This window comes from Chryseobacterium sp. PTM-20240506 (assembly GCF_048296755.1).
Classification (GTDB): Bacteria; Bacteroidota; Bacteroidia; order Flavobacteriales; family Weeksellaceae; genus Chryseobacterium; species Chryseobacterium proteolyticum.
Genome location: NZ_CP182581.1, coordinates 639,194 through 664,141, shown reverse-complemented (window position 1 = coordinate 664,141; position 24,948 = coordinate 639,194). Strand labels below are relative to the sequence as shown.

The following is a 24,948-nucleotide window of genomic DNA, read 5'->3' as shown; positions in this document are numbered from 1 at the left end:
AATGTATTGATGTATTGACGTAAAAAGTATTCATGATGAGGGAAACTTCATAAATACATATTACATGAATACTTTAATACAAATAATTAATCTAAAAAAATAAAAAACAATGAGTGATACACTTAATAAAACACGAAAAGGTGGTGAGTTTTTAATTAAAGAAATTCCTGCCAATGAGATCTTCTCTATTGAAGAACTTAATGAGGAACAAAAAATGCTTCGTGATTCTGCGAAAGAATTTATTGACAGAGAAGTAGTTCCGCAAAAGGAACGTTTCGAAAAGAAAGATTATGCATTCACAGAAGAGACAATGCGTAAGCTTGGTGAAATGGGTATGCTTGGAATTGCTGTTCCTGAGGAATATGGAGGACTGGGAATGGGCTTTGTAACGACCATGCTTGCCTGCGATTATATTTCGGGAGTTACCGGGTCATTAGCTACGGCATACGGAGCGCACACCGGAATCGGAACATTACCAATTGTTCTTTACGGTACAGAAGAGCAAAAGAAAAAATACCTTCCGGATCTGGCTACAGGAACTAAGTTTGGAGCCTATTGTTTAACAGAGCCGGATGCAGGTTCTGATGCCAACTCAGGAAAAACAAGAGCTAAATTATCTGAAGATGGTAAACATTATATCATCAACGGACAAAAGATGTGGATTTCCAATGCTGGATTTGCCGATACTTTCACTCTGTTTGCAAAGATCGATGATGATAAAAATATTACAGGCTTTGTAATCAACCGTTCTGAACTTGAAAATCCTGAAAGTTTAACTTTCGGAGAAGAAGAGCATAAATTAGGGATCCGTGCATCCTCTACCCGTCAGGTTTTCTTTAACGATATGAAAATTCCTGTTGAAAACCTTTTGGGAGAAAGAAACAACGGATTTAAAATTGCTTTGAACGCATTGAACGTTGGTCGTATCAAATTAGCTGCAGCTTGTCTTGATGCTCAGAGAAGAATTACCAACCACTCTATCCAGTATGCTAACGAAAGAAAACAGTTTGGTGTTTCTATTTCAACTTTCGGAGCGATCAGAAAGAAGCTTGCTGAGATGGCAACAGGGATATTTGTAAGTGAGGCAGGTTCGTACAGAGCGGCTAAAGATATTCAGGATAAGATTGACGAACTGGTAGCGGGAGGATTAGATCATCAGGCTGCAGAATTAAAGGGTGTTGAAGAATTTGCTGTAGAGTGTTCAATTCTTAAAGTTTTCGTATCTGACCTGGCGCAACATACAGCTGACGAAGGAATTCAGGTATACGGAGGTATGGGATTCTCGGAGGAAACTCCTATGGAGGCAGCTTGGAGAGATTCAAGAATTTCAAGAATCTATGAAGGCACCAATGAGATCAACAGATTACTTGCTGTAGGAATGCTGATCAAGAGAGCGATGAAGGGTGAATTAGACCTGTTATCTCCTGCTATGGCAATCAGTAAAGAATTAATGGGTATCCCTTCATTTGAGGTGCCGGATTATTCTGCCTTTATGAGTGAGGAGAAAGCGATTATTGCAAACCTTAAAAAAGTATTCTTAATGGTTTCAGGAGCTGCCCTTCAAAAATATATGATGGATATTGAAAAGCAGCAACACTTATTGCTAAATGCTTCAGAAATCCTTAATCAGATCTACATGGCAGAATCTGCAATCTTAAGAGCTGAAAAGCACTTTACTCCTGATTCTGTAGAAGCAGCTATGGCTCAGCTTAACCTTTACAAAGCAGTTGAGAAAATCATCGTTGCTGCTAAAGAAGGAATTGTTTCTTTTGCTGAGGGAGATGAGCAAAGAATGATGCTTTCCGGATTAAGAAGATTTACAAAATATACTAATCATCCTAATATAGTTGCTCTTACTGAAAAAGTTGCAGCACACTATATTGAAAAAGGACATTATTAGTCTTTTCTAAAATAAATTTGATGTTAAAGCACTTCACTTTGAAGTGCTTTTTTGTTTTATAAATTTTTGTTACTTTTAAATAACCGAAACATAATCATAAAACAAATAAATTATGGGAAAATTTATTATTTCTACAAGAACAAACGGGGATTATCAATTCAACCTGAAAGCAGGAAACGGCCAGGTAATCTTAACAAGCCAGGGATACAGCTCCAAATCAGGATGTGAAAACGGCATAGAATCCGTGAGAATCAATTCTAGAGACGACTCTAAATTTGAAAGAAAAACTTCTTCTAATGAAAAGTCTTATTTTAATCTAAAAGCAGGGAATGGCCAGATTATTGGAACCAGCCAGATGTATGAATCTGAAAATGGTATGGAGAACGGCATAGAATCAGTAAAAAACAACGCTCCCATTGCATCTGTTGAAGACGAAACACAGGGATAAAATATTTTAAAATAATTAAAAGAAATGTCTTATTTATTTAAGGCATTTTCTATTTTTGCACAGAATCTTTTCAAAAAAAATGACTAAAGAAGAACTTTTACACAGAGCCATAAAGATTGCTGATAAAGCGCATAAAGGGCAGACCGATAAATACCATGCACCCTATATTGCCCATGTAATGCGTGTTATGGAGTACGGAAAAACAATGGATGAAAAAATCGTAGGGGTATTGCATGATGTCGTAGAAGATCACCCTTCTGAGTTTAGTCTTGATTTTTTACGAAATGAGGGCTTTCCGGAATATATCCTGTTTGCCATTAGTTGCCTTACCAAGTTCGATCCTGAAGAGGACTATGACGATTTCATAAAACGAACTGAAAGATCTCCCCTTGCTGTAGCTGTCAAATTAAACGATCTGCGGGATAATATGGATTTACGAAGAGTAAACAGGGAACTTACTCCTAAAGACATTAAAAGATTTAATAAATACCTTAAGGCATATCATTATCTGATCGAAAAATATTAATCCGCTCCCGGGAATTCATAAGTTTTTGTATGGTGATCGGTGCCATCGATATTAATGTTCAGGGCTAAGTAAATAAAATGAAGGTTTTTGTTCCCGGTTGCATCGAATTCTCTTTGCCAGAGGTAACCACATAAAACACCGAAATATTCGTCAATCTGATAACCGAATCCACCGTAAACCCTGTTTCGGGCAAATGTAGGTTTCATAGGGCTTACAAAAAATACTTCGTCATAAGCATTGGCAAATACAGTTCCTTTTTCGATTGTTTTCGCATTAAGAGGTACGCTTACATTCAAACGGTAACGATAACGCATCCTTTGAGATGTTTTATCTGTTTTAGGTTCGTAAAACCAGCTCTTCTCCGCGCGGAGACGATTCTCAAATTTTACAATCCCTTTCTTAACGTCGATAACGTCCTGGAGCCATACCCTGAATTCCTCCCTGCTTAAGCTCTGGGTTTTATAGTTCACATATCTTCCAAGGCCTATAAACGGCTTGTGGTTTTTTGTGAGATTATATCCCAGCCCTCCTTTTATTTCGTAATAATCGGGATAAGTATAATCTTCATTTCCTCGAAGCTGACCTTCTGCATACAAGAAAAATTTTGGATGAAATTTATAGGTGAGGGTTACAGCATTAAAGCTTGAAATATGCTCTTGTGCCTTTATAAATGCCATGCTACATAGCAAACTTAAACCTAAGAAAAGTTTCATCTGAAAAAATTTTTGCAAAAATAAAATTAATTAACCACTCGTTAATATTAACTTTACTTAATATTAATATTGTAGGTAAATCCTATATGAAACCATCTGTTAGGCATCTGAACACCAAAGGTTTCGGTATATTTCGTATTCGTAACATTATTAATCAGAACATAGACTGAGAAATCCTTTTTAACGAAACTAATTTTTTCGTCCAATAAATTATAGCTGCCAAGATTCACTCTGTCATTATAACGGTATACTAATTCATTAGTGAAATGTTGCAGGAAACCTGTCTCAAGTTTGGCAACCAACTGATGTTTCAGATTATCGAGAACATATCTTGAAACAAAATCATTAGACTGTTTAAATTCGGTATCCAGGTACGTATACCCCAAAGAATATTTTACCCAAGGGAATAATCTGTGATTAAATTCTATCTCAACCCCTTTCGTATCAATTTCTCCTACATTTTGAGCATACCATACAGGGTCCTCCAAGGATTTCTTTACCCAATCGATAGAATTCTTTGAACTGCGCATAAAACCACTGATTTTCGCCAGTAATATTTTATTCTGATATTGGTATCCCACTTCTGATGAAACGGCATTCTCAGGCAAAAGACCAGGGTTTCCCTGCTCTGTTTTACTTATATAATACAGATCTGTAAATGTTGGCACCCTATGCACTCTTGCCACATTCGCATAGACCTTGTTATTGGAATCAAAATTATAACCAACATCCAGACCAGGATAGAAGAAATTTCCTTCCTTGGAATAATTAGCCCACGAAATTCCGGGACTGATATTTAGTTTTTTGTCCAGCAATGAAAAGTGATGTTCAAAGAGTACCTGGGTGACAAAACGGTTTCTGTCTCCAAGGTTATTACTCACCAGAAACTCTTTTCTCAGTTCGACACCAACCCCTGTCGTTCCCAATCCCCATGTATAACTTGAATTAACTTCTCCTCCAACATTATTTCCGATATGCATGTTCCTGTACAGAGCAGGATTTTGCCGGTTATATAAATACATATCCTGTCCCCTTCTCCAATATACATTAGAATTAAGTTTCAGTTTCCCAAAAGTTTGCTGGTGGGCTAAACTGATAATGGAAGCCTGCATCTCCTCATACTGCTCTGTAGCCTTCGGTGATGAATAAAATCCATTGGCTCCGAATTTCTTTTCTGAAAAACCTGCCTGAAGTCTTATATCTCCATTTCTAATCCCTAATTTGCTCTGGTAAAACACATTCCGTATTTCATAATCCGTATTATGCATATATCCTTGGGAAGTGGATGAATTAGCTTGCAGGGAGTTGGAAAACTTTTCATTTCCCAATTGGGCATTCAACCCGAAACCATAGGTCTCATAATCTCCGCCTTCCGCACTTATTTTTACCTTTTTACCTAAAATTGTTTTGGTGATGATATTGATGACACCCGCATAGGCATTTTGGCCAAACCTTCGTGCTGCGGGACCTTTAATAATTTCTATGCGCTCAACATCTTCCAGATCCACCGGAATATTTAAAGAATTGTGCCCCGTTTGTGAATCATTCATCCGAATCCCGTTTAATAGTATAAGGACTTGTTCAAATGAGCTTCCACGAAATCCTACATCACTCTGTACACCATTGGCCCCTCTTCTTCTGATATCCATTCCAGGAACCATCTGAAGAATTTCATCAATACTTTTGGCCGCAGCATTTGCGATCTCTTCTCTTGAAATTATGGTAATATTCTGATTGGCACTCTTATAGGGAGTAGCTATAAATTTTCCCTGAACTTCTATCGTTTCAATATCTGATGCTTTTTCCTGTGCTTGTCCCATTACAATAGCTCCCAGAAAAAAAAAGGCTCCCAGCTTTTTCATTATATCCTTAATTTAAGATTTTTTTAAGATTTCCAAAATTAGACGACTTGAACAACACTTACAAATGATTATTATCATAATACTTTAATTGATATAAATAAAAAAAGATGCAGTGGACTGCATCTTGTGTGGGGAAGTAATTACCTTTTTCTCATTAAATGTGTAACAAGGTCTCTGAATAACTTTACCATTATTATATACATTTATACGCTGCAATGTTAAATAAATTTAAAATACGAAGCAATACTGCAACTTAAAAAAACATAAAAATTCATAAAATTTCTTTAACATGCTAAATAATATATTGCATCTTTCCTTCTTTGTTTAATAATTAATGCTGATGAACAGATTCATTGCTATCATTTCATAATTTATTGTTTAATACACTACAGTAATAATATTTTATTATTGAAATAATCAATTGGTCTGTTTAAAGTATTTACATAAGTGTTTTTTTATCAAAAAAGTACCAAAACAATGACCGGTCAATGTTTTTATTTTGTAAATATTAACAGTCTGTTTAATAGATTTTTTGAATAGTAAAAGCGATAATTAGACGAAGAAAATCCGTTAAAAATTCGTATTTTTGTTGGTCTTAATTTTACTATGGCATCAATTACAGAAATAGATATAAAAAAGCAGGTATTTGTTAAAAATGCACATCTTAACAACCTGAAGCACATCGATGTATTAATCCCGAAAAATAAACTGATCGTTATCACAGGAGTGTCCGGAAGCGGAAAATCATCACTCGCTTTTGACACAATTTATGCGGAGGGACAAAGGAGATATGTTGAAAGCTTAAGTTCGTATGCACGACAGTTTTTAGGGAAACTGGAAAAACCAAAAGTGGATGATATTAAAGGACTCGCTCCTTCAATTGCTATCCAGCAAAAAGTTATTTCTTCCAACCCCCGTTCAACAGTCGGAACTTCCACAGAAATTTATGATTACCTTAAACTTTTATTTGCCAGAATCGGGAAAACATTTTCCCCGGTTTCAGGACAGGAGGTAAAAAAAGATTCGGTGACAGATGTCGTGGATTTTATTAAATCTTCAAAGAAGGATTCTTCTTTTCTTTTAACGGCTCCACTGGAATATGATATTGACAATTTTGCAGAGAACTTAAATGTCCTCAAGCTAGCCGGTTTTACGAGATTGGAGATTAATGATAACGTTGCAGGAATTGAAGATCTGGAAAGCTTTGGATTTACTCCTGAAAAAGGAATGGTCATTAATCTGGTGATCGACCGTTTTGCTTATGAAGAAGATGAGAGTTTTCTTCAAAGATTGGCAGACTCTATTCAGATGGCTTTCTACGAAGGTAGAGGGTATTGCTCGCTTAAAAATATTGAAACAGGAAAAGTTAGAGAGTTTTCCAATAAATTTGAGATGGACGGGATAGAATTCCTGGAGCCCAATGTCCATTTTTTTAGTTTTAATAATCCTTATGGTGCTTGTCCTACTTGTGAAGGTTATGGAAAAGTAATAGGAATCGATGAAGACCTTGTAATTCCTAACAAGACCCTTTCCGTTTATGAAGATGCTGTTGTGGCATGGAGAGGAGAAACGATGAGTGAATGGAAAAAAGCATTCATCAAAAAAGCGGGGGACTTTCCTATCCATAAGCCTTATCATCAGCTTACGAAGGAGCAAAAAAATTATTTATGGAAAGGAGATGGTAGCAGCAGTTTTCCATCGATCAATAATTTCTTCAAAATGCTTGAAGAAAATTTATACAAGATCCAATACCGTGTCATGCTTTCCCGTTATCGGGGTAAAACACTTTGTCCAACCTGTGAAGGTTTAAGGCTTCGTGAAGAAACAAGCTGGGTAAAAGTTGACGGGCATAATATCCAGTCTACGATTGAATTACCGCTTGACGAGCTCTTCCCTTTAATCAATTCTTTACAGCTTTCGGAACATGATCAGGAAGTAGCTAAAAGGCTTCTCTATGAGATCACTACCCGTCTGGAATTCCTATTAAAGGTGGGATTAGGATATCTTACCCTTAACAGAACATCCAATACGCTGTCTGGAGGAGAAAGCCAGAGGATCAACCTTGCTACCAGTTTGGGAAGTTCATTAGTAGGTTCCATCTATATTCTGGATGAACCTTCAATCGGGTTGCACTCCAGGGATACTGAAAATTTAATCGGAGTTTTAAAAAATCTGCGGGATTTGGGAAATACCGTTATCGTTGTTGAACACGATGAAGATGTAATGAAAGCTGCAGACTATATTATTGATATTGGTCCTGAAGCCGGTTACCTGGGCGGTGAACTTGTTTTTGCCGGGGATTACAAAGAATTAAAAAATGCTGATACCCTTACCTCTCAATATTTAACAGGCAGACTGGAAATTAAAGTTCCTGAGAAAAGAAGGAAAGCTAAGGAATGGATCCATATTAAAGGAGCCAGACAAAATAATCTCAAAAATATTGATGTAGATGTTCCTTTGGAAAATCTGGTTGTTATTTCAGGAGTTTCCGGAAGTGGCAAATCTACACTAATGAAAGAAATTCTCACAAACGATATCCAGATACAGTTGGGAATGGGAGGAAAAAAGGGAGATTACGATACAGTGGAATTTCCTAAAAAACTGATCAAGAATATTGAACTCATCGATCAGAATCCTATCGGGAAATCTTCACGTTCAAACCCTGTTACTTATCTTAAAGCTTACGATGATATCAGAGATCTTTTTGCCAAACAAAAGATGTCTAAGATGATGGGCTATAAACCGAAACATTTCTCATTCAACGTAGATGGTGGAAGATGTGATGAGTGTAAAGGAGAAGGGGTTATCAATGTCTCTATGCAGTTTATGGCTGATATCGAGCTGGAATGTGAAACCTGTAAAGGAACCCGTTTCAAAAATGAAATTCTGGAAGTAAAGTTTGATGAGAAGAATATTTCTGATATCCTCCATATGACGGTGGATGAAGCTCTTGAGTTTTTTAAAGAAAATCATGAAGACAAAATTGTTACGAAATTAAGACCTTTGCAGGAGGTTGGTTTAGGTTATTTACAGCTTGGGCAAAGCTCTTCTACCCTTTCGGGAGGTGAAGCACAGCGTGTAAAACTTGCTTCTTTCCTGGTAAAAGGAGTAACAACGGATAAGACTTTATTTATCTTTGATGAACCCTCAACCGGACTCCATTTCCATGATATCCAAAAATTACTGAAATCTCTTCAGGCACTGATTGATCTCGGGCATTCTGTAATTGTTATAGAACATCAACCGGACATCATCAAATCTGCAGATTATATCATTGATATTGGTCCTGAAGCCGGAAAATATGGTGGTGAAGTAGTTTTTGCCGGGACACCTGAAGAACTGGCAGACAATAAAAAGTCGCATACGGCCAAATATATCAAAGAAAAATTAGAAAATTAATATGAACAGAGAGTCAAATTTGACTCTCTGTTTTTTTAATCTTATTAAATGATTTTAAAGCACATTATACAAAAATGGGCTTTCCTTGATGTATGTTGTGTCTTCAATTTGTGAAATCAGAAATTCCGCCAGGTCTGCTGCGCTGATATTTTCACCCTTACAATCTTCCAGATTGGTTTCCACATTGAAATGTTCATCGGTCTGAATAATTAAAGGAAGTCTTACCAATGTCCAGTCCAGATCTGTTGTCGTAAGTAATTCATATTCTGTCTGCTTGTCTTTCGTTGTTTTCGGATAGTTTTGATACATCCAGCCTGTTGCCTGTTTCACCTTTATATTTTTTTTATCAAAAGGGGTGTTAACATTCAATCCGGTAGTTACAATATATCTTTTAAGACCGTGAAAGGTCATTGCCTTTAGAATATTTCCTGTGGCATCACTGAATATAGGATCTTCACCAACCGGCTGCCCTAAAGTACTGATAACACAGCTGCAATCTTTAAGTAAAGCATGAACGGACTGATAATTTCTGGCATCCCCTTTCATAATTTCTATCAGAGAATTTTTTGATATAAAATTCTCGGGATTTCTGAGCAAAAGTTTAATGGAATAGCCTTTTTCCAAAAGCTGACGAACAAGATATTTTCCGGATTTTCCGGTACCGCCGATCACGGCTATTGTATTTGTTTTCATAAGAATCTCTTTAATGTTATAAACTGTACACGCCGGTAATATGATATTACCATTGGTTTTGTTTTTATGTAAATATAAAAAGACAAGGAGTCCAGGAGCCTGAACCCTTATAAAGCCCGGTTATAGAATCTTACCGGTAAATACTGATGATATTTATAAAGAGATTTTAATAGGATAAATTTACTTATTTAATTTAAAACAGCAGTATAAAAATTTATAAATATCTAATTAATACGACTTTACAAAACAATTAAAGAATTATATTTGTTAAGAACCATAATGCAACTCATACAACCAAATTCAAATCATATGAAACCATTTACCGTAAACATTTCAGAGACTGTTCTTACAGATCTGAAAAACCGAATTCAAAACACCCGATGGCCCGGAGAAGCTGAAGGTTCTGACTGGCACTTCGGAACAAGCGAAAAGTACCTGAAGGAAATTACAGACTACTGGATCAATGGATACGACTGGAAAAAACATCAAGACCAGTTGAATCAATATCCCCAATATACAACTGACATTGACGGGATTCAGATTCATTTCCAGTATATAAAAGGAAAAGGAAGCAATTCCATCCCCTTATTGCTAACCCACGGCTGGCCGGATACCTTTTATCGTTTTCACAAAATAATTCCTCTGCTTACGGAGGGTGAACAAACTTTTGATCTTATTATTCCTTCTATTCCCGGTTTTGGCTTTTCTGATAAGATTGCCATTAGTAGTGAAGCCGTAGCAGATGTATGGATCAAATTAATGACGGAAACATTAGGGTATAATAAATTTTGTGCTGCGGGTGGAGACGTGGGAATGGGAGTTACCAAAGCTTTAGCTTCCAAATATCCGGATATTATGGAGGGAGTTCATTTTACGGATATCGGTTACCCTATGGGACAGGAAGATCCGAATACAATGACAGAGGAAGAAAAGCAATTTGCCCAGTTTGTACAGCGCTGGTGGTATTCCGAAGGTGCTTACGCTATGGTTCACTCTACAAAACCACAATCATTGGCTTATGCACTCAATGACTCTCCTGTCGGGTTAGCGGCATGGATCATTAGTTTTGGAAACGCCGGTGCTCCTCCTGAATTAATCGAAACAGCTTTTGGAGGACGCGATGAGTTGCTTACGAATATTATGATCTATTGGGTCACCCAGACCATCGGTACATCCATGAGAATGTATAAAGCCGATGCTATAGCACAATGGGGAGGATCTCAGCCATTGGAAAAAACCGATGTTCCTGCGGGAATTGTAGTGCTTCCCCGTGAGGCCCAGTTTCCCAGAGAATGGGCAGAACGGTTTGTCAATGTTGTCTCTTTTAAAAAACTGGATAATGGCGGCCATTTTGCAGCATTGGAAATACCCGAGGTATTTTCAGATGAATTGAGATCATTCTTTTATTCTTTGTAGCTGCGCTAAGAATTGGTTCTCAAAACACCATGATAAGGACAAAAACCTCAAATTGGTTAACTCAATAAATATATTGAAAGACCGAATCACAGACTTATCCACAAAAAAATGTGGATAACTTGTGAATTTTAACATTTAATTCATGTTTTGTATTAAAATTATTCCTACATTTACTATGTAATACAACTGAAATGAAATCGTTTTTTGCTTTTTTCAGATTTGAAATTGCAATTAAATTTATAAAAATTTAAGCACAGCATTGTCGGCTGTGCTTTTTATTGTTGTCTAATTAAAAAAATGAGATGTATTAATCTACTGGATCCGCTCCTAAAGAGCGGATTCTTTTATATTATACCTCCTTACTACTCTCTCTCAAATTTTTTTAATGTTCCGTTTTCGTTTAGCTCAATTGAATAGCGTTCCCTGCTTCCGTTAATGCTTGAAGGATACCATCTTATCATATTGTTCCAGACCGAGATGGAAATATTTGTAACAGGCTTTGCTCCTTCAACGCGAGCTGTTTTTTCATTATAGATTTCTGCCGCTTTGGCAATATTTACGAAAGGAAGCTTTCTTAAGGGGACCAACCTGGTTTTAATATTATCTTTAACGGATAATTGTTCCGGGCTGGGATCAGACCATTTACCATTTTCATAACGGTAATTGTCTATGTATTCCGGGTTCTGAGGATGCTGAAGCATCAGCCTGATATTGCCGTCGTTATAAAAATAAACGGAAGAGTAGATAAAGATCTCTTTACCCATGTACTGAGGCAGCTTTTTCAGTGCTTCCTCAGCTTTGATTAATTTTTCTTCGTTGCTTAGAAAGTCTGTGCTTTTACCTTCCTGATGAGTCTGAACATGGGTTTTAGTATGTTTTTCCAAAATAGTATTGACCATATGCTGCGCTTCTTCTATCTGCCGTTCTACTGCAGGATCAAATGGGCTTTCAGGAAAAGTTTCTTCCTTTTTTACATAGGTAGAAATACTATCTTTTGGTACAGGCTTAAGGGTATCCTTAACACTCTTTGAAATCTGTTCGCAACCTGTAAAAAGAGTACTGCCTGCAATTATTATAATGATTGATTTTTTCATGGTGTTAACTAATTTGATCCAAATCAGAGGCAAATGCAACAAGGTCAGGATTTTCTTTGAGGTAAAAAATATCTATGTTTGCCTGTTTTACTATATTCAGGTCAAGAAGATTTACAATTTTTTTGAGCTCTGCCCTTCTTGTATGATTTTGGAAATCTATATATTCTACTTTAAACAGAACCATGGGCTGTTCATTGATATAGGTTCCTGTCTGGTTGGCGCTCAGTAATCTGGCTGTAGTTTTTATCCCTTTCAATTTAATAAGCGCAGCTTCACCCTTTTTTTTTCCTTCAAATACTCTTATAATCAAAGGAAATCCTACTCTATACAGCAAAAGAATGGCAGGGCAAAGAATAAGAGGATGCCAGAAAACCATAAACCTCCAACCCATTCCCATACTTTCCGTATGATAAGAGTAGATATAATACCAGGAAATAATTGCAACAAGCGCAAGCCATCCTAAGCAAATAAGAGAAATAGTCAGGATACTGATCTTCGCTTCAGTTCCTGCAAAAATAAAATAAGGTTCTCTTTTTACTTCTTTGTCAATAAGAATATCAATCTTTTTCCCGGCTTCAAATCGATGCTGCTGAGGTTTTGAATCGTTTACCGTTGTTTTCTGGACAATTTCAGTATCTACTAAATTTTTAAATAATAGTTTTAGGTCATAAGAGTTATATTTACTCTCCTCCTTTATTTTTACAGCTTCAATTATTTCGGCTTTGCGAGGGACTCCATTTTTGTTTAAATATTCAATATTCTTTTTTGCTGTAAAATTAGACAGGATCCATTTGCGAAAATACCCGGTAAGAATAATGATCCATAATATAAGAGAAACGGCTAAAATACCTAAAGCAAGCCATGGGTTTACAAGGCTGAGATCAGTAGGGTCATCCCCCTTGATGTTGTAATACAAAATCATTGGAAATGGGATTGCAAAAAACAACATATACAGTATCCAGAATATAACAATCTTTTTTTTCATATTGATATGTATTTGGAGTGACTTTAGATTTAAGGATTATTTACAAACTCAAGAATAGGATTCAGTATCTGTTCTACGTATTCATCCTCTCTCCTATTACTTCTTTTACTTCCGGAAAAGGTATCACTAATAGGATAATTTCTTAGAAACTGTTTCTTCTTTTTACCTATGGCATAAGCCCTGTCACCATATTCTGCAGTATTGATAATTGTCATTTCATCAAAAGCCATTAATCTTTTTCTTACCGACAATGGGTAAATCTTGTAAATACTGTTTGTTTTTTTATCAAACAGGAATTTTATACCGGCCCAAAAGATAAAATCATATACCGCATACAATAACATGATCCCACCAAGGCCATACAACGTATATCGGATGTTATCATTCAGCTGGGTGAAAAAGGGAACAAAACAGAATATAACAATAGCCAGAAAAGCGAATATCTTTATCTTTGGTAAATATCCGAAATAAGGTTTTATACTTAATTCAGTGGAGGTTATTTCCAGTTGATATTTATTCGATTCCATTATTTTTCTGCAATATTCATGATTTCGCTTACTTCATTAATGGCATTTTGTGGAGTTCTTGAACTAAAAAGCCCTACAACGACCGGAACTCTCTTCTCTCTGCCATTCTGATCAAATATTAAGAAAGCTGTACTGTCCATGGTGATAAAAAGATATTTTCCCACGAGTACATAAAATTGTTCAAAATCTTCAAAACGGTAAACAGCTTCTCCACTCAATATATTATTTTTATGAATGATGGTTCTGGCCTGTGTATCGATGATCAATTTTTTTGTTGTCCTCAACAAATTAACCAATGCAAAGAACACGAAAAGAACAGCTGACCAAAGCCTTATTTTATTTTCCGGAGGGATTATGTAATACAAAACAACAGCTATTACTACACATAATATTGTTCTTAGAACTGCAGTTGAGACTTTGGTTTTAAGATGAAACTGATTGCCTTCACGGATGAAATATTTATAATCGTCCATATTAATTTTCCTGCTTGTGTTAACCAATGAAATTAAATTTATCTTCAAACATTTTTCCGAATACGGGAACCGGCTTTTCTGCTCCGTTTGCGGCATTAATGATTCCCAATATCCAGAATATGGTAATAAGAAGTCCTGCGATACCTAAAAAAGATAATGCAGGTGTCACAGAAACCAGTATTCTCATTAAAATATTGAAAAGGATACTTATAATCATAAGTCCTAAAGACTGTCTTAAATGATATTTAAGTAGAGCGTCTGCATTGTCTTTTCCTGATAGATAGGCTATAATCCAGCCTATAGGAGTAATATAGGAAACGATAGATAAAGTTTTGTTGTTCATAAAAATCTGTGATTAATTATACAGCAATATTGCTAAGACAAAGATTCGTTTGAATGGCGCGTATTTCCAAACTTTATGATGCTACAAAACATCTACTTCTCTTATAAGGGTGTCTACAATATGACTACAGGAATCAAACAGCACTGGTTTCCAGCATCTTGCTATTCTATATATTCGTCCATATTTACAAACTTTTATGCGGGAATCTAACAAATTATCTTAATTTTAAGTATATGAAATCTGTATTCTACAAAATATTTTTATGGACCTGTTTAGGAATAAGCTGTCATGTTTTTCCTCAGGGTGTGTATACCGACAGTCTTCAATCGGCAATTAATAAACCGGCCACTGAGGAAAAAGAAAAGCCCTTTTTATTAAATCAACTTGCAGAAGCTTACAGAATAAACAGAAACTATTCTGCTGCCGAAAATAAGGCAAGGCAGAGTGCCCGTATCGCCTTAAGGAATAAGAATTACCTTGAAGCAACAAAAGCTTATACACTTCTCACAGTTATAAAAGCCAATGATCAGCAAATAGCCTCTTTAAAAAAGATAAGTGATTCGGCTTTAATGATTGCCCAGCAATCTAAAAATCCTCAGGCAATGGCTTCCGCATATTATGCAAAAGTGTTCTTGTATAAAACTTTGGATGATCACGAAAAAAGGATAAAATATTGTCAGCTCGGGTTAAAAGAGCTGGAAAAATCACTGGACCCTTATATTGCAGCCTGTTTTTATTATCAGCTTTATGCCTCATATTCAACATGGAATAATGTACCCCAAGTCAATAACTATGCGCACAAAACAGTTGAAAATGCAGAAAAAACAAAAAATTACAATCTTCTCAGTAATGCGTATGCAGCCTTATCCGTTGCCCACGAATATAATTACAATTCTTCCAAAGAAAAAAAAGGACTGGACAGTGTTCTCTTTTATTTAAGAAAGTCTGAAGATCTTTATCTGAAATATCCAACAAGAGTATCCAGATATACCTATGCCATCACTTGTAACAATATTGCCAATGTATATTTAAAATATTTTCCAGCCAATGATAAAGATGCAGAAAAAAAAGCCATTTATTATGCCGAGACAGCGGGGAATATATTAAAAGATAATCCTAATGCTTCAGAAGTTAAAGCCAGTAGCTTTGGGATATTAAGTGAATATGCCAAAAGAGATGGTAATACTCTTTTAGAAGAAAAGTATCTATTAGAAGCTTATCATCTGATGAAAGCCGATAAAGCCCCATACTATTATACTTTAATCAATATTACCCAGGCTTTGTCTAACTTTTATAAAAATCAGGGCAATTTTGAAAAAGCTTTGGATTTTCAGGCGGAAGTAACCGAATACAGCGACAAGAATTTTAATCAGCAGCAAGCCCTTAATGCACAGAAGCTTGAGATACAATTTGAAACAGAAAAAAAGAATAATGAAGTGAAAATACTCAAAGAAAGGGAGGAAAGCCGTAAACTTCAAAACTATTTATATGTTTGCATTGCTATCGCTTCATTACTTGGACTCCTTTTTATGTTTCGTTCCTACCATTTCAAACTGCGTCTTTCCTTAGAACGGGAGAAACAACTTGAATTCGAAAAACACGAATCTGAAATGCAGGTAAAACTGGAGAAGGAAGAACAGGCAAGATTAAGGGCAGAACAACAACTGCTGGAAGCCCAGCAGCAGCAACTTCAAAAAGAAGCAATGGCCAACGTCCTTCAGCTGGAACATAAAAACCGCATGTTGCATAGCATCAAAGATAAACTTGCCGATGACAGCTCTCTGAATATGCAGAAGATTATGAAAGAAGAGCTCGTTCTTGATAATGATTTTGAAGATGCAAAACTCCAGATCCAGAAAGTTCACCCCGATTTCTTTAACCTCATCAACGAAAAAGCCCATAAAAAGCTTACCCTTCTTGATATGAAGCTTTGTGCTTACCTTTATCTTAAAATGGATACCCGCCAGATTTCCCAATTGATGCATATCGAGCCTAAAAGTGTAAGAATGAGCCGCTACAGGATCAAACAAAAATTAGGACTGGACAAAGAGGAAGATCTTAATCTTTTCCTTCAGAAATTAGGTAATTAGAGGGTTGGATATTTTTTAAATATTCCTATTTTTAGAAATCAAATTTAAACCATGAAAAAAATTTCCATTGGTATTTTTCTTTTGGCCGGTAGCATCTTTGCGTCAGCCCAATTACAAAATCCCGGCTTTGAAAAAACAGAAAACAATTATCCTTCGGATTGGAGCCATAAAGTCCTCGACCCATATGAGATGAAATATGATGGTGAGGTTAAACACTCCGGTAACGGCTCATTACAAATCTTCGGTAAACAGGATCATGTTAATGAATTACAAACTTTCTCTCAAAAAGTAAAGATTCCTGGAAAAGGATTAAGAAAAGTTGAAATCGGTGCTTTTATAAAATCAGCAAATATCCAGGGTAATATTTCTCTTTGGGCACAGGTTTGGGATGGAAAGAATACTATGGTTGATTTCGGAAATTCTTTTTCCCAAAACCGTAAAATAGTCCAAAATGAAGATTGGAAAAAGTACACCCTGGAATTTATACTTAATGATCAGGCAGACTACTTTGTATTGGGTGGCTTTTTAAAAGGAAGTGGTAAAGTTTGGTTTGATGATTTTTCTGTCACGGAAATCCCATTTTCCGATAAGGAAGCTTCGAAGACCGCTTTGAAGTATATTAATCAATTTAAAAACATCGTAAAGAAAAATTCGATTTTTAAAGATAAAATAGACTGGATTTCACTGGATAATAACCTTCAGAAACTTTCCGGAGGTATGGCAACAGAGGAAGATACAGCTCCTGCTATTCAACATATTATAAAAGTGTTGCGGGCTGCAGGAGATAATCATTCTTTCGTGGACAACAAACAATATGCTGAAGAAAAAAAGAGTACCAAAAGTTCTCCTATTGAACCTGAATATAAATTATTGGACCAAAAGATCGGTTATATTATGGTCCCCGCATTTTCATCTCTTAACAAAGAAGTAGGTAATGCTTTTGCTGAAAAAATACAGGGTATGATTAAAAAGCTTGATTCAGAAAACACCCTGAAAGGCTGGATTGTGGATCTCAGATCCAATACCGGAGGCAATATGTATCCCATGATAACGGGATTAGGCCCCTTAACAGGAGAGGGAGCTTTGGGTTATTTTACAAAAGATGGAAAAAGCAAAAGTGCCTGGAAATACAAAGATGGCAGTATGTATAGTGTTTCTGTTTCAAAACCCTATACGCTACATGATCAGAACCCTAAAATAGCAGTCTTAATAGGACCTATGACAGCCAGTAGTGGTGAGGCGACCACTATTTCCTTTATCGGAAAAAAGAATGTTAAAACCTTTGGTCAGCCTTCTGCAGGACTTACCAGTGCAAATCAGGGATACGAACTGAGTGATGGAAGAACACTTTACCTTGCGGTTTCCTACGAAATGGACCGGACAGGAAAAGAATACAAGGAAGGCATACAACCGGACATTATGATTACTCCTTCAGAGGATAAAAATGTTGATGCCGTTCTACAAAAAGCTACCGAGTGGATCATGGAATAAATATTAAAGCTCCGGATTTACCGGAGCTTTATCTCTTTCTGGCACAATTTCTATTCTTTTTTGAGCACATACATGCTTGAAAACAATTGATTATCATCAAATATTAAATTGATTTTATAAGCAGGATTTTTAATCTCTAAATAATTGGAGTACTTTAATCCCGGATCTCCTACAACATCATTTTTACCTATGATCTTTAATACATCCTCTCCTTTCATTCCTTTTTTCAACTGATTCCCAAAGGAAACCTCCACCGCTTCAAAATCATTGATCGCATAACCTTTCAAAATGTTATTTTCCTGATCATTTTCACCGTTTTTTCCAGCTGTGAAATAAAAATGAAAATTATTATAAGTATTTTGCTGCATCAATTCTTTGAGGTCTCCTTTTGAATCTACGGTGGTTATTCTTTCAAAATTTTTGTTGAGTGAAGATTTAACAAAATCCGCTTCGGTTGAAGTACCAAGTGTAAGACCATTTATATTCCAGTTTTTATCAATTTTGATAACAGGTTTATCTTTGATATCTTTAGAATCGGTTCTGTTCTTGGTGAGTTCCTTAGTATAAGATTCATTGTCACATCCGCCAAAATCTATAAGTCCGTTCATAGCATCCCAATAACATGTTTTTGAAAGGTTTATATTATTCAGAATAATTAGCCTGTCATAGTCCGGTGCATAGAAAATATATCGATTGTCTTTTTTTACATTCCAGTATAGCCCATTATCCGTATTAGGATTTTTAATTCCCTTTCCGTAACGGCTTTCGAGCTTTTTTAGGATTTCTTTCTTCAGGGCAGGAGTTTTCATTTCTATCCTGAATCCATATATCGTGGGATCTGCTTTTTGTTTTTTCAGAATTGCAGCAAGTTCTTTTTTATCTTTAAAACCCTGCATATCAAAATGACCTCCACCAAATTTTGTAATACTGTCTGTTTTCAATCGCTCGGAATTAATCTGGAAAAATACTTTTTGTCCTTTTAAATCTATTCCGTCAAACGTAAACTTCTCTGAATTATCTATTTCAATAAATAAACAAAAGGGATATTCAACAGTATTTACTTCAACCATATTTTTATTTTTAAAGTCGATCAGATCTTCAATGGACTCATTCAATCTCAATGTTGAAAGATCTGTTTTTCCCTGTCCTTTACAGGCAATAATTAAAAGTGAGCATACTACTAAATATAGGTATTTCATGATATTAGTTAACGATTAGTGAAAGACCAATATAGCAAGAAATAATGATTAGTATCCTATATTATGAATATTATACATTAAACTGCCGTAAATGATGATCCATGTGTTTATAAACAAACATGCCCAAATCCTCTGTTTTCATTTTCCCAAAGAAATTATGGATAAAATCAGGATTTGAATAGTGTTCATAAGCAGCAATCTGCTCCAACCATATTTTTTTATATAAGTCCGTATCTCCTGTTTTTTCTTTAATGGCAAATTCACCGGCCGGTACATTTTTATCCATGACAGCTCCTTCCCGCAATAATCTTTTTAAAGCCATTCTCCCAAATAGTTTTCCCAAAAATTCCTGTTTATACTCTTGTTTATTTCTTCCTAAAATCCAATCATTCCAAACGGTACAGTGTCTGATCATCTGATAAAGATTCATCTTTCCCCACTGTGCAGTGTTATTATCTGTTAGTGCACTGATCCTTTCGATCAGTTCCTGCCTGTCTTTATGTTCAAATATTGTTTTCATAACTGATTTTTATGTAAAATTAAAGAGCTTCTTTTTAAAAGGGGCAACGCATAAATGACAACATGCAGTGCATTTTGTGCCATTTAATTATGTACTTTTGAGTATACAAGCACTGATATTATGAAACATATTTCAATTATAGTGTATGAAGATGCTATGCCTACAGCAGTCTCCACGGTAACAGCACTTTTAAGCAGTGCCAATGAGATGGCATTAATGAATGGCAGGCCACTTCCCTTTCATATAGAACTTATCGGTGTTCATCATAAAGAAGTTTCATCCGGGCTGCCTATGCAGTTTTGCTGTAGCAGAACACTGGCAGAAAAATTCGATACAGATGTGGTGATTGTGGCTCCCATGAAATCCGGACAGGAAGATGTGAATGCCATATTAACAAAAAATGCTGTACTAACTGGATGGATCCTGAAAAAGTATAAACAAAAATGTGAGTTCATCAGTCTTTTTACCGGAGCATATTTCCTTGCTGAAAGCGGACTTCTTGATAATATGCCTGCGACTTCACATTGGAACGCTATAGAAGATCTTCAGTATCGATACCCTTTGATCGATTTCAAACCGGACCATGTGGTTACTCATTCAAGGGCGATCATTACAGGCGGTGGCGGATTTTCATCATTGAATGCAATTTTGTATTTCATTGAAAAAAACTGCGGTAAAGAAGTGGCGGTTTCTTTAAGCAAATTCTATGCTCTTGACTATGGACGAAGTTCCCAAGGCATTTTTACGATCTTTTCCGGACAGCGCAGGCATAATGATGATGAAATCCATAAAGCACAAAGTTATATTGAAAAGGAATTTACAACAGAAATTTCAGTAGAACAGATCGCCAGCCAGGTGAATATGAGCCGCAGAAATTTTATCCGCCGTTTTAAAAATGCGACTTCCTTAAATCCTATAGAGTACATCCAGCGTGTAAAGGTGGAAGCTGCGAAGAAAGCTCTTGAATCTGGAGAACACAATATTGCTGATGTTACTTACAGTATCGGCTATAACGATCTTAAAACCTTTAGAACGGTCTTTAAAAGAATCACAGGACTCACTCCGGCAGATTACAGGAACAAATATAAAAGCCAGGAAATAGATTAAATCATTTTCCTTTTAAAAAACTCCATAAAAATGGGAATGAAATACCGTAGGAACAACTTTTACATCATCACCGGTGGTCCCGGTGTTGGAAAAACAACTCTACTGAACGAGCTTGAAAATGCAGGATATCGGACGGTAGAAGAAGATGCAAGACAAATCATTAAAGAACAGATAAAGAATAAAGGAAATGGACTTCCATGGGGAAACAGAGAGCTCTATACGGATCTTATGATCAGTGCATCTTTACAAAGTTATGAGGCTGTTTCTGATGTTCGGGATGAGATTGTTTTTTTTGATCGTGGGATTATAGATGCTTTTTGCTATGCACGTATGATTCAATTACCTGTTACCTCTGAAATGAAAAATATTACCACAAACTATTTCTATAATCCCCAGGTATTTATTCTTCCACCCTGGCCGGAAATCTACAGAACAGACGGCGAAAGAAAGCAAACCTGGGAAGAAGCAGCAGAAACTTATGATGTGATGAGGTCTACCTATATTGATTATGGTTATACGCCTATAGTTGTACCGCCTGATACTCCGCAGGCACGGGCAAACTTTATTCTCAGGAATATCATACAAAGTGATTTCCAACAATAAAAAGCAACCATTCTTACATTACAGCCCTTTGCAATAATCAGTTAAACGATTGCTTAAACATTAGGGGTGTAATATTCATTTTCTTTTTGAATAATTTATTAAATGATTGTGAATGCTCGAATCCCAGCTGATAAGCTATTTCTGCTACAGATAAGCTGGTGGTTGTAAGATATTCTTTCGCTTTTTCAATTAATTTTTCATGGATATGTTGCTGGGCATTTTGACCTGTAAGGTTACGAAGCATATCACTCAGGTAATGGGGTGACAGGTTCAGTCGGGAAGCCAGAAACTCAACGGTAGGAAGTCCATTTTGTAAGGTCTCCTGATCTTCAAAATAATTCTCCAGGATCTTTTCCATCCGGGAAAGAAGATCATTGCTTACGGTTTTGCGGGTAATAAACTGACGCTTATAAAATCTGTTGCTGTAATTGAGTAATACTTCAATATAAGATATAATGACATCCTGGCTGATATCATCAATCGCAGTATGGAGTTCTCCATTGATATTATCCAGCAATCCTACGATAAGCTTCTTCTCTTTGTCGGATAAGTGAAGTGCTTCATTTGTATCGTAAGAAAAGAAGCCATATTTCTTTATATTCTTAGCCAAGGGATAATTCCTAATAAAATCAGGATGTATGAATAAGGTATATCCATGGTATTCCGCTTCTTCGTCAGTGGACAGGATCTGGTTGGGAGCCGTAAACATCATTCCACCCTCGTTAAAGTCATAATATCCTTGCCCATATCCCATTTTCCCGTTTTCAGAAAATTTATATGATATCTTGTAAAAATTCAAGACAAAATTCCGGTTTAGTATTTCTTTATTTACACTCATTGTGGTATTATCCACAAGACTGATCAGAGGATGTAGCGGTTTGGGAACCTGTAATATATCGTGCAGCTCGGAAATAGAGGAAATTTTCAGAGGAGCATTATCTTTCTTTTCCATAATATAAATGTAAGCATTATTTAAAGTTAAAAAGACAGTGCAGTCGTTATATCTGCACTGTTCTTTGAATGAATATTTATATAAATTGCTTTCCGAATTGTTCACGGAATGCTTCTGCTCCCATCTCCAGACGTTGTGCATACAGCTCATTAGCATCTTTACCTGCAACATAGCGAAGTTGCTTTTTACCGTCGGTAGCAGCTTCATATACTACTTCAGCAATTAATTCAGGCTCTGAAGCCCCTTCCATCATCGCTTCCGTATTGGAAAACATAGTATTGATCATTGGTTCATATTCCGGTTGGGTACCCATATCCAGCGACCTACTGATAAAATCTGTTTTAATCCCGCCTGGAGAAACGGTTTTTATATCCACCCCGAAGGTATTCAGTTCAAATGCCAGGCTTTCGCTCCATCCTTCCAATGCCCACTTCGTGGCATGATAGGTAGATCCTAATGGAAAAGCAATCAAGCCTCCAATAGAAGTTGTAGTAATGAACATTCCGCTTCTCTTTTCCCTGAAATAAGGAATAAATGCCTGTGTAACACGGATCACTCCCAAAAGATTGGTATTTAATTGTTTTACGATCTGATCATCTGTTAAAGCTTCCAAAGGTCCTATTAAACCATATCCCGCATTATTGAATACAAGGTCTATCGAACTCATCTCCAATGCCTTTTTTACTGTAGATTTGATCTGTTCCGGATTGGTAACATCCAAAGGAAGTAACGTTACATTTTCTAAAGTATGCAGTTCGGTATCAGATTCCGGATTTCTCATCGTTGCTATTACATTCCATCCTTTGCTTTGAAATAATTTAGCACTCGCTTTTCCAAGTCCTGTAGAGGCACCTGTTATAAAAATTGTTTTCATTTTTTGTTGTATTAAAATTACAATACAAATGTCCGTACTCGGAAAATGACTGAAGTTGCCAAAACGGATATTGATGTAGCCAAAATGGAAATCAGCCTTTTTGAAAGAAAAAATGGCTGAACATGGCTTATTTTTAAATGGATATTAATATATTTGACCCACTAAGGCCTCATAGTTCAATGGATAGAACAAAAGTTTCCTAAACTTTAGATCCAGGTTCGATCCCTGGTGAGGCTACACATCACCTTTTGTTCAAAGCTCTAAAAATAGTATCCCCCGAAACATTCAAAATCGGAATTAAACAAGCGGCAACTTTATTTGAAGTGAAAGTTCTTTTTTTCATAGTTGAAAAATAGAACTTGACGCTACTTTGGTAAAGTAAATCCATAATTATTTTTGATAAACGACTAGTATAATTCACCACTTTATGATCATGATCATAAAAACAAATGTATAGCAATCACTATTTTTGAATACGAAACATCACCTTAATAATAATTTTCATCATTTTAGTCTAAAGCTTCCCTCCAGCGGGAAGCTTTTATTTAATAACTTATTACATGCTTATATGTAATGCATTTGCAGCAGGGGCTTTTCATTTATGAGAAGCCCTTTTCCCTTATTTCAGAATTGTAATAAACATAATTATAATTACCTGGAGTCTTACAAAACATAGATTTCTTAATTTGTTTTGTGATCGCTATGTTTTAAATTAAATTTGTATTTCCATTATTCCTCATAACAATAACACGTATTTTACATGATAAAACAATTTTTCAGCCTGGCTATTATTTTGTCGACAGCCATTTGTTCCGCACAGAACAGCTTCAAAGTAATCCCATTGGGGATTTATGGTGGAGGTGATGAAAGTAATTTATCCAGCTACATGGCTGCTCCTGTGCATTCTGACAATTATATTACTCTTGATGCCGGAACAATACGTTCCGGAATTGAAAAAGCAATAGAGAAGGGAAATTTTAAACAAAATTCTGCATTGCAGGTGATCCAACAAAATATCAAAGGCTATCTTATCTCCCATGCACATCTTGATCATGTAAGCGGATTGATCATCAACAGCCCGGATGATACAAAAAAGTCCGTGTATACACTACCTTCTGTTGGAAACATCATTACAGATAAATATTTCTCGTGGCAAAGCTGGGCTAATTTTACCGATACCGGAGAAACACCCAGGTTAGGTAAATATAAAATGATCAGTCTGGAAGAAAACAGGGAAATACCTCTAACAGACACAGAAATGTATGTGACAGCTTTTCCGCTTAGCCACGTCAACCCTTATCAAAGTACAGCTTTTCTTTTACGGTATAATGACGATTACCTTCTTTACCTGGGAGATACGGGAAGCGATCGTATAGAAAAAAGCAATAAGCTCGAAAAACTATGGAAACAGGTTGCTCCATATGTAAATAAGCAAAAGCTAAAAGGAATTCTAATAGAAGTTTCTTTTCCAAATGAACAACCGGATAAATCATTATTTGGACATCTTACTCCAGCTTTATTGGAAAATGAATTGAATATTCTGAACGGTTTTTGTCAACCCGGAAAACTAAAAAACGTCCCTGTAATCATTACCCACCTGAAACCTGTGGATGATAACATAGAGAAAATTAAGAAGCAACTGAAGGAAAAAAATACTTTGGGAATCCGGTATATTTTTCCTGTACAAGGGGAAAAAATCACTTTGTAAAAAGATAAACAGGTTTTTTAAATAA

22 protein-coding genes and 1 tRNA gene are annotated in these 24,948 nt (G+C 36.0%); 11 read left to right on the top strand and 12 right to left on the bottom strand.

Annotated features, from left to right (window positions below; translation table 11 throughout):
* Positions 1 to 109 precede the first annotated feature (109 nt).
* The 3 genes from ACNFU2_RS02710 (at position 110) to ACNFU2_RS02700 (ending at position 2,874) form a co-directional block, all read left to right on the top strand.
* Positions 110 to 1,900: an acyl-CoA dehydrogenase family protein gene (locus tag ACNFU2_RS02710; RefSeq protein ID WP_172283132.1), complete on the top strand. Its 1,791-nt coding sequence runs from the start codon at positions 110 to 112 to the stop codon at positions 1,898 to 1,900.
* Positions 1,901 to 2,012: 112 nt separating this feature from the next.
* Complete coding sequence (locus tag ACNFU2_RS02705; RefSeq protein WP_273647878.1) at positions 2,013 to 2,348, top strand: YegP family protein; 336 nt, start codon at positions 2,013 to 2,015, stop codon at positions 2,346 to 2,348.
* Positions 2,349 to 2,427: 79 nt separating this feature from the next.
* Positions 2,428 to 2,874, top strand: a complete 447-nt coding sequence (locus ACNFU2_RS02700; protein WP_172283136.1) for a phosphohydrolase — start codon at positions 2,428 to 2,430, stop codon at positions 2,872 to 2,874.
* On the opposite strand, the gene ACNFU2_RS02695 is transcribed toward ACNFU2_RS02700, so the two are convergent.
* Positions 2,871 to 3,587, bottom strand: coding sequence for a DUF2490 domain-containing protein (locus ACNFU2_RS02695; RefSeq protein WP_418123593.1), 717 nt, complete (start codon positions 3,585 to 3,587; stop codon positions 2,871 to 2,873). The genes ACNFU2_RS02700 and ACNFU2_RS02695 overlap by 4 nt on opposite strands.
* A 53-nt stretch (positions 3,588 to 3,640) precedes the next feature.
* Positions 3,641 to 5,449, bottom strand: coding sequence for a TonB-dependent receptor plug domain-containing protein (locus ACNFU2_RS02690; RefSeq protein ID WP_418123591.1), 1,809 nt, complete (start codon positions 5,447 to 5,449; stop codon positions 3,641 to 3,643).
* Positions 5,450 to 6,055: 606 nt separating this feature from the next.
* Between ACNFU2_RS02690 and uvrA the strand changes: the two genes are divergently transcribed.
* Complete coding sequence (uvrA, locus tag ACNFU2_RS02685; RefSeq protein WP_418123589.1) at positions 6,056 to 8,848, top strand: excinuclease ABC subunit UvrA; 2,793 nt, start codon at positions 6,056 to 6,058, stop codon at positions 8,846 to 8,848.
* 54 nt (positions 8,849 to 8,902) lie between these two features.
* Here uvrA and ACNFU2_RS02680 read toward each other — a convergent pair whose 3' ends face one another.
* Positions 8,903 to 9,541: an NAD(P)-dependent oxidoreductase gene (locus ACNFU2_RS02680; protein WP_418123587.1), complete on the bottom strand. Its 639-nt coding sequence runs from the start codon at positions 9,539 to 9,541 to the stop codon at positions 8,903 to 8,905.
* Between the two features lie 309 nt (positions 9,542 to 9,850).
* Between ACNFU2_RS02680 and ACNFU2_RS02675 the strand changes: the two genes are divergently transcribed.
* Positions 9,851 to 10,957 (top strand): epoxide hydrolase family protein, encoded by a 1,107-nt coding sequence (locus tag ACNFU2_RS02675; RefSeq protein ID WP_172283143.1) that lies wholly within the window; start codon positions 9,851 to 9,853, stop codon positions 10,955 to 10,957.
* Positions 10,958 to 11,319: 362 nt separating this feature from the next.
* On the opposite strand, the gene ACNFU2_RS02670 is transcribed toward ACNFU2_RS02675, so the two are convergent.
* Genes ACNFU2_RS02670 through ACNFU2_RS02650 form a run of 5 tightly spaced genes read right to left on the bottom strand, consistent with a single transcriptional unit; the run spans position 11,320 to position 14,379 of the window.
* Complete coding sequence (locus ACNFU2_RS02670; RefSeq protein WP_172283145.1) at positions 11,320 to 12,051, bottom strand: hypothetical protein; 732 nt, start codon at positions 12,049 to 12,051, stop codon at positions 11,320 to 11,322.
* 4 nt (positions 12,052 to 12,055) lie between these two features.
* Positions 12,056 to 13,036, bottom strand: a complete 981-nt coding sequence (locus ACNFU2_RS02665; RefSeq protein ID WP_306612076.1) for a hypothetical protein — start codon at positions 13,034 to 13,036, stop codon at positions 12,056 to 12,058.
* Positions 13,037 to 13,065: 29 nt separating this feature from the next.
* Positions 13,066 to 13,563, bottom strand: a complete 498-nt coding sequence (locus ACNFU2_RS02660; RefSeq protein ID WP_345988735.1) for a hypothetical protein — start codon at positions 13,561 to 13,563, stop codon at positions 13,066 to 13,068.
* Positions 13,563 to 14,036, bottom strand: coding sequence for a hypothetical protein (locus tag ACNFU2_RS02655; RefSeq protein WP_273647871.1), 474 nt, complete (start codon positions 14,034 to 14,036; stop codon positions 13,563 to 13,565). Before ACNFU2_RS02655 ends, ACNFU2_RS02660 begins: the two co-directional genes overlap by 1 nt.
* A 19-nt stretch (positions 14,037 to 14,055) precedes the next feature.
* The gene (locus ACNFU2_RS02650) at positions 14,056 to 14,379 is read right to left on the bottom strand and encodes a DUF4870 domain-containing protein (RefSeq protein ID WP_172283152.1); all 324 of its coding nucleotides are present in this window, start codon (positions 14,377 to 14,379) and stop codon (positions 14,056 to 14,058) included.
* 233 nt (positions 14,380 to 14,612) lie between these two features.
* Between ACNFU2_RS02650 and ACNFU2_RS02645 the strand changes: the two genes are divergently transcribed.
* Together ACNFU2_RS02645 and ACNFU2_RS02640 are read left to right on the top strand one after the other, a co-directional pair.
* Positions 14,613 to 16,469: a helix-turn-helix transcriptional regulator gene (locus ACNFU2_RS02645; RefSeq protein WP_418123583.1), complete on the top strand. Its 1,857-nt coding sequence runs from the start codon at positions 14,613 to 14,615 to the stop codon at positions 16,467 to 16,469.
* A gap of 51 nt (positions 16,470 to 16,520) precedes the next feature.
* Positions 16,521 to 17,960 (top strand): S41 family peptidase, encoded by a 1,440-nt coding sequence (locus ACNFU2_RS02640; protein WP_418123581.1) that lies wholly within the window; start codon positions 16,521 to 16,523, stop codon positions 17,958 to 17,960.
* 50 nt (positions 17,961 to 18,010) lie between these two features.
* On the opposite strand, the gene ACNFU2_RS02635 is transcribed toward ACNFU2_RS02640, so the two are convergent.
* Complete coding sequence (locus ACNFU2_RS02635; RefSeq protein ID WP_418123579.1) at positions 18,011 to 19,159, bottom strand: hypothetical protein; 1,149 nt, start codon at positions 19,157 to 19,159, stop codon at positions 18,011 to 18,013.
* Between the two features lie 70 nt (positions 19,160 to 19,229).
* The gene (locus tag ACNFU2_RS02630; protein WP_418123577.1) at positions 19,230 to 19,679 is read right to left on the bottom strand and encodes a DUF1569 domain-containing protein; all 450 of its coding nucleotides are present in this window, start codon (positions 19,677 to 19,679) and stop codon (positions 19,230 to 19,232) included.
* A 120-nt stretch (positions 19,680 to 19,799) separates the two neighbouring features.
* Between ACNFU2_RS02630 and ACNFU2_RS02625 the strand changes: the two genes are divergently transcribed.
* Both ACNFU2_RS02625 and ACNFU2_RS02620 read left to right on the top strand, forming a co-directional pair.
* Complete coding sequence (locus ACNFU2_RS02625) at positions 19,800 to 20,786, top strand: GlxA family transcriptional regulator (protein WP_418123575.1); 987 nt, start codon at positions 19,800 to 19,802, stop codon at positions 20,784 to 20,786.
* A gap of 30 nt (positions 20,787 to 20,816) precedes the next feature.
* On the top strand, positions 20,817 to 21,389 hold the full coding sequence (locus ACNFU2_RS02620; RefSeq protein ID WP_418123574.1) for an AAA family ATPase: 573 nt from the start codon (positions 20,817 to 20,819) through the stop codon (positions 21,387 to 21,389).
* Between the two features lie 37 nt (positions 21,390 to 21,426).
* Here the strand turns inward: ACNFU2_RS02620 and ACNFU2_RS02615 are convergent, their stop codons facing one another.
* The gene (locus ACNFU2_RS02615) at positions 21,427 to 22,341 is read right to left on the bottom strand and encodes a helix-turn-helix domain-containing protein (protein ID WP_172283163.1); all 915 of its coding nucleotides are present in this window, start codon (positions 22,339 to 22,341) and stop codon (positions 21,427 to 21,429) included.
* Positions 22,342 to 22,417: 76 nt separating this feature from the next.
* Complete coding sequence (locus ACNFU2_RS02610) at positions 22,418 to 23,215, bottom strand: SDR family oxidoreductase (protein WP_172283165.1); 798 nt, start codon at positions 23,213 to 23,215, stop codon at positions 22,418 to 22,420.
* 165 nt (positions 23,216 to 23,380) lie between these two features.
* Here ACNFU2_RS02610 and ACNFU2_RS02605 point away from each other — a divergent pair.
* Together ACNFU2_RS02605 and ACNFU2_RS02600 are read left to right on the top strand one after the other, a co-directional pair.
* Positions 23,381 to 23,452: transfer RNA gene (locus ACNFU2_RS02605), tRNA-Arg, on the top strand.
* 523 nt (positions 23,453 to 23,975) lie between these two features.
* Complete coding sequence (locus ACNFU2_RS02600) at positions 23,976 to 24,923, top strand: MBL fold metallo-hydrolase (RefSeq protein ID WP_418123571.1); 948 nt, start codon at positions 23,976 to 23,978, stop codon at positions 24,921 to 24,923.
* The last annotated feature ends 25 nt before the right edge of the window (positions 24,924 to 24,948 follow it).